The organism is Lysinibacillus sp. NPDC056232, from assembly GCF_042267565.1.
Lineage (GTDB): Bacteria > Bacillota > Bacilli > Bacillales_A > Planococcaceae > Lysinibacillus.
Window position 1 is genome coordinate 27,000 of the sequence record NZ_JBHJTF010000038.1, and the last position, 6,730, is coordinate 33,729.

Annotated in this window: 5 protein-coding genes; 4 read left to right on the plus strand and 1 reads right to left on the minus strand. The window is 37.5% G+C overall.

The annotated features are described in order from the left end of the window. Positions 1–283: 283 nt before the first annotated feature. The 4 genes from ACFCYJ_RS21880 to nhaC all read left to right on the plus strand — a co-directional run bounded on the left by ACFCYJ_RS21880 (position 284) and on the right by nhaC (position 6,415). Complete coding sequence (locus tag ACFCYJ_RS21880; RefSeq protein WP_376076986.1) at positions 284–2,905, plus strand: InlB B-repeat-containing protein; 2,622 nt, start codon at positions 284–286, stop codon at positions 2,903–2,905. A gap of 188 nt (positions 2,906–3,093) precedes the next feature. Beyond that, a complete protein-coding gene (locus ACFCYJ_RS21885) occupies positions 3,094–3,237 on the plus strand; it encodes a hypothetical protein (RefSeq protein WP_376076989.1) in 144 nt (47 codons plus the stop codon). A 350-nt stretch (positions 3,238–3,587) separates the two neighbouring features. Then, positions 3,588–4,703, plus strand: a complete 1,116-nt coding sequence (locus tag ACFCYJ_RS21890; RefSeq protein WP_376076991.1) for an amidohydrolase — start codon at positions 3,588–3,590, stop codon at positions 4,701–4,703. Positions 4,704–4,969: 266 nt separating this feature from the next. Then, the gene (gene nhaC, locus ACFCYJ_RS21895; RefSeq protein WP_376076994.1) at positions 4,970–6,415 is read left to right on the plus strand and encodes a Na+/H+ antiporter NhaC; all 1,446 of its coding nucleotides are present in this window, start codon (positions 4,970–4,972) and stop codon (positions 6,413–6,415) included. Positions 6,416–6,490: 75 nt separating this feature from the next. On the opposite strand, the gene ACFCYJ_RS21900 is transcribed toward nhaC, so the two are convergent. After that, the coding region (locus tag ACFCYJ_RS21900) for a hypothetical protein (protein WP_376076996.1) at positions 6,491–6,730 on the minus strand (240 nt) is incomplete at its 5' end.

The window sequence follows — 6,730 nt, forward strand, 5'->3', positions numbered from 1 at the left end:
GATAAGTTCTATATTTTTGTTGGGGGAATCTCATATACCGGGTAATCGGATTATTAAGTATGACCACTAAGAGAGATGTATCGAAATTTGATACATCTCTTTTGCTATTCTAAATAAGTGAAGCGGTAATATGTTCTACACTATTTTTCATTTTGGGTAGTTTGAAAACGTTGATGTATTCATTTATCAAAAAAATATTTTAATAAAGTTTATAACTGCTAAATAAGGGGTATCCATTAAATGGGTACCCATTTATTTCAAACTATTGAAAGGATACTACAAAATGAAAAAAACAAGTTTACTAGTAATGAGCATACTTTTGATATTCTCCCAATTATCATTAAGTAATCTGCCTGTTTATGCGAACAGCGATAGTGAAGAGGATTATGTCACAAAGGATGTGGACAATGGTGTTGCCATTACAAATTATAAAGGTATAGCGAAGGATATTGTAATTCCGAGTGAGATTAAAGGGAAACCAGTTGTAGAAATTGAACAATATGCGTTTTCAAATAAGTATCTAAAAAGTGTAAAGATACCATCAAGTATTACAAAGATTGGCTATAAGGCGTTTTATAATAATCAATTGACAAGTGTAGAAATTCCATTGGGTGTTAAAAATATTGGAGGTTTTGCATTTGATGATAATCGATTAACAGTAGTAGAAATCCCATCAAGTGTTATAACAATTGGGGATTCGGCATTTCACAATAATCGATTAACAAGTGTAAAAATACCATCGAGCGTTACAACTATAGGCAAGGGTGCATTTTATAGTAATCAATTAACAAGTGTGGAGATCCCATCAAGTGTTACGAAGATTGGGGATCAAGCATTTCAGGATAATACTTTAACAAGTGTAAAAATTCCTTTAGGTGTTAAGAATATCGGAGGTTCTGCATTTAGTTATAATCAATTAACAAGCGTAGAGATCCCGTCAAGCGTTACAACGATTGGACATTTTGCGTTTGCATATAACCAATTAACAAGTGTGGAAATCCCGTCAAGTGTTGAGATAATTGAATACGGTGCATTTTCTAGAAACGAATTGGATTTTGTAATATTTCATGGGACACCTCAATTAAATTCTGACCCTAATGGAGGCCCATTCGATTTTCAAATCAGAGGAGCTAAATACTTCAATGGGTGGTTTGAAGATTCGAATTGTACTATTGAGTGGACTAAATCTGTAATGCAGCCAATGACAATCTATGCAAATTGGGATAAATGTAAGGTGAAAGTAACTTTTGATTCAAATGGAGGAAGTGAAGTTCCATTTAAAATAGTTACAGCTGGAGAATTGGTAGAAGTACCATCTGTCCCAGTGAAGGAAGGATATACATTTACTGGCTGGTATAAGGATTCGGAGCTGACAACATCTTGGGATTTTGCGAAAGATATAGTTAAAGAAAACTTAACATTATATGCAAAGTGGAAAGAGGACGACACTTCGGAGTTAAGTTATTTTGTTAGTTTTGATTCAAACGGTGGAAGTGAAGTCACATCAGAAGAAGTGAAAGAAGGAGAACTGGTAAAAACCCCAACTGCCCCAATGAAGGAAGGGTATACGTTAGCTGATTGTTATAAGGATAATGAACTGTCAGAAGCATGGGATTTTACAAAAGACGTAGTGACAAAAAATGTTACGTTGTATGCAAAATGGACGAAGGAAGAAACTTCAGAGTTAAGCTATACCGTCACTTTTAATTCAAACGGTGGAAGTGAAGTATTAGCTAAAGAAGTTGTAGAAGGGGAATTGCTATCACTCCCAGCTAAACCCGTAAAGGACGGGAACACGTTTGCTGGTTGGTATAAGGATGAAGAACTGATAGAAGCATGGAATTTTGCAAAAGACGTAGTGACAAAAAACATTACCTTGTATGCGAAATGGATGAAGGACGAAACTTCAGAAAGCTATACCGTCACTTTTGATTCAAACGGAGGAAGTGAAGTATCAGCTGTAGAAGTTGTGGAAAGAGAATTACTGCAATCTCCAGCTACACCCGTAAAGGGTGAGCATACGTTTACTAGTTGGTATAAGGATGTAGAGCATACAACGGCATGGGATTTTGCGAAAGATAGAGTAGCGGAAAATATCACATTGTATGCGAAATGGACGAAGGATAATACTTCAGAAGGAGGGTCTGGTGGAAGTGCGCCAAGCTATACTGTCACTTTTGATTCCAATGGAGGAAGTAAAGTTTCATCCCAAACAGTAGTATATAGAGATTTGCTGCAAGCACCTTCAAATCCAGCAAAGGAAGGTCAAATATTTGCTGGCTGGTTTAAAGATAATGAGCTGACAAGTGAGTGGGATTTTGCAAAAGATGAAGTAATATCCAATATAACCTTGTATGCAAAATGGATGAAAGAAAGTAATGGATGTCAAACGACGTTTAAGGATATTGATAATAATTGGGCAAAAGAAATGATTGAAGAAATTGCGAATCGATGCATTATTAAAGGCTACCCAGATGGCACTTTCCGACCAAATGATATGATTCAACGTCAGCATGTGGTCCTTATGATTGAACGTACCTTACCTCTAACACCACTCCGAGAAGCTGTACCATTTTTGGATGTCCCACATAGCCATCCGTACTATGAACAAATTACATTACTCCAACAAGCGGGTATTATTGACGGTTCAAATGGAAATTTCCGTCCGAATGCCTATATTACTCGTGCCCAAATGACGAAAATAATGGTGCTTGCATTTGGCTTAACGCCAGAAGGCAATAGTACGTTTAAGGATGTCGATCCATCACACTGGGCGAGTGGATATATTACCACTCTTGCGGACCACAACATTGCACTAGGCGATGAAAACGGCAATTTTAGACCAAATGATAACTTAACACGGGCAGAATTTACGGCGTTTATGTACCGAGCACTTCGTTTATAACTCTTACCATGAAGGGAGATGTATCGAAATTTGATACATCTCTTTTTTGATGAAATTTTTAATCTGAAAAGTAGATTGTTTTTATGTTTTTTATGCATAATGAGCATCGTTTATTGCTTTTTCTACAACGGTCATTGTATAATTCTTTTATCAGAAAATTCAATTAAATTAAAAATGGAGGTGATTAAATGAAAAAGTTGTTAAACTCAAAATTTGAAACGTATCTAATGGATCAGGAAATGGAGTTTACGATGGAAGAGGAAAAAAATGAGGAGCAACTAACAATGGTACATTATGAAGAATATCCAGAAGGTTTTTTTACAAGTTTATAATATTTATTTGAGGGACTGTGCTAAAGGTAGAAATTACTTTTAACACAGTCCTTTGTTTTTTTGCATATATTATTCATTTTTGGATCATCACCATAGCGTGTGGTTGATTTCCGTTCCGACTGGGCGACTCCTTGGGGATCAGCGTCACGATATGACATACGTTTTAATAAACGTCATCCACAACTTTTGGTGATGAGCCTCATTTTTTTCGATATTGATTTCTTCGACTGTATGGAGTCATATTAATAAAATATCCTTGTTTTTCATATATATAGGTCTAAATCCATATGTACTTTTAAGAAATAGTTTCATGTATAATGAGAAACAAAAATGCGTATAGAGGTGTAGTTATGTCAAATGCAGTAACAGTAGAAGAAGCAATTTATCAATGGTTTGAACATTTTCATAAATACCCAGAGGTAAGCTGGAAGGAATTCGAAACTACTAAAAAGATTGCGTCCATTTTAGATGAGTTAAATGTATCCTATCGTTTGTTAGGGGATGTTCCGGGATTAATTGCTGAAATTGGTACAGGTGATGAAATGGTTGCTGTACGTGCAGATATAGACGCTTTATGGCAGGAAGTGGATGGGAAATGGCAAGCGAACCACTCATGTGGGCATGATGCAAATATCACGATGGTGCTTGGCGCTTTATTACTGCTGAAAGATCGACCATTGCAACATCGCGTTCGTTTTATTTTCCAGCCTGCAGAAGAACTTGGGAATGGAGCTTGTGTTGCCTTTGAGCGTGGAGCTGTTGATGGTGTATCGCATTTATTTGGTGTGCATTTAAGACCAATTGAAGAGCTGCCACTTGGCAAGGTATCACCTGCTATCCATCATGGTGCTGCTTATTTTTTAGAAGGAACAATACGAGGCACTGATGCCCATGGTGCTAGACCTCATCAAGGGAAAAATGCAATCGATGTGATTATGGCCGTACAACAAATGCTCAATAGCATACATTTATCACCTTTTGAGCCTCATTCTGCAAAGCTAACGAAGATTGTTGCGGATGGTGGTAGTACGAATATTATTCCAGGTACTGCGAGCTTCTCAATGGATATTCGAGCGCAACGAAATAACCAACTAGAATTACTTCGTAGTCGTATTGAGTTTGGCTTAACATCAATCCAGCAGCAGTTTGAGATTGATATGGACTGGAAATGGATAGATTTCACGCCTGGTGCCGAGGTTTCTTCAGTTGCTGCACGTATGGCTAAAGATGCAATTATTGAAACACTTGGGGAAGAGCATCTAGCTGGGGAAATAACAACACCTGGAAGTGACGATTTCCATTTCTACACAGTTAAAAAACCTGAATTAAAAGCAACGATGGTTGGTATTGGAGCCAACTTAACGCCTGGATTACATCATCCAAAAATGACTTTTGAACGAAGTGCATTAATGGATGCCGCAAAAGTACTTGCTTGTGTGTTAGAAAAAAAACCTGAATACGAATAATGATTGCGAGAAGGAGCTATGTCAAAATTTCTTTGATATAGTTCTTTTTTATTTTATTTTTTATCGAAATGTATGAATATTTCGGATTGTCCCTAATAGCTATTTGAAAGCGTTTTATTGCGCTAAAATAGTCAAAATCGCTCAAGAAGCATAATTTTTTTGCGTTGACTTTTAATTTTTTGAATATTATGCTAAAAAACGTAAAAAATTATTTGCGTCTTTGACAACCGAGATTGGCAACTGGTGCAAAAAAAGGGGATGGATTCATGAAAAAAGATATTAATGCTGGTTGGGCACTTCTGCCTTTTGTAATAATGATTATAGCTATGTTAATTACAGTAGTTGTGTTAGAGCAAAGTCCTCACGTACCACTTATTATCGGAACAACTGTAGCAGCAGTAGTTGCCAAAATACATGGATTTAAATGGATGGAAATTGAGGAAATGATGTATAAGGGGATACGTCTAGCTTTACCAGCAATTGTTATTATTATTTTAGTAGGCTTGACAATTGGCGCATGGATTGGCGGCGGTGTCGTAGCGACAATGATTTATTTTGGTTTAAAATTAATTTCCCCAGCTTGGTTTTTAGTAACAATCATGCTGTTATGTGCTATTGTATCACTGGCAATTGGTAGCTCATGGTCGACAATGGCTACAATCGGTGTTGCTGGTATGGGGATCGGTTTAAGTATGGGAATCCCTGCAGCAATGATTGCTGGAGCAGTTATTTCGGGTTCATATTTTGGTGATAAGATGTCACCATTATCAGATACTACTAATCTCGCAGCAGGTTTAACTGGTACCGACTTATTTGATCATATTAAGCACATGCTTTATACAACAATTCCAGCTTTAGTCATTGCAATCGTTGTATTTGGCATTATGGGAAGAAGCTTCGCAGATATTTCAATGAAATCAGAAAGCATTTTAACAACATTAAAAGTAATGGAGGAAAGCTTTGTCATTTCTCCTTGGTTATTGCTTGTACCAGTGGGCGTAATTGTATTAGTAGCGAAAAAAGTACCTGCGATTCCAGCTTTAGTTGTCGGAATTATCTCGGGATTCTTACTACAAATCTTCGTACAAGGCGGCACTCCTACAATGGCTGTACATGCTTTACAAGAAGGATTCGTGATTTCAACTGGCAATGAAATGGTGGACAACCTATTTAACCGTGGTGGTTTAGATTCGATGATGAATACGGTTTCAATGACAATTGTGGCTATGACATTCGGTGGGGTGTTAGAATATTCCGGCATGTTAAAAGCACTTATGAATGTCATTGTGAAATTTGCTAAATCTACAGGAAGCTTAGTTGCTTCAACGATTGCTGCATGTATTACAACAAACGCTACATGTTCTGAGCAGTATATTTCAATTGTTGTTCCATCACGTATGTTTGCGAATGTGTATCGAGAGCGTGGCCTGCATTCGAAAAACTTATCTCGCGCGTTAGAAGACGGGGGAACATTAACTTCTGTATTCTTCCCATGGAATACTTGTGGGGTCTTTATTTTAGCAACATTAGGTGTAGGGGCCATGGAATACGCGCCATATGCAATTATTAACTTCCTAGTACCTATTATTTCAATTTTTTATGCATATATCGGATTTGCGATTGTTAAGCTGACACCTGAAGAAATGGAAGCAGCAGAGCAGCGCAAAAAAGAGCAAGAGATAGATGATGCTAATATGGTCATGGCTGACTAAATCCAAGAGTTAAAAGTTTACTCTTCTGATAATTAAGCTCTCGTGGATGAAGTAGCATCTCCGAGCGCTTTTCAATTAATTTATTTCAGCGGGTGTCCAAACATCCGCTGAAATAAAGGAACTCAGTCTAAGAACGCCACGTCCTGTGGCATTGCCAAAATGACCCACATCGTGTAGTCCCTCATGTTGCTGTCGCTGCGCTTTCGCACAAAAAACATCTGTTGCTGTCGCTGCGCTTTCGCACAAAAAACATCTGTTGCTGTCGCTGCGCTTTCGCACAAAAAACATCTGTTGCTGTCGCTGCGCTTTCGCACA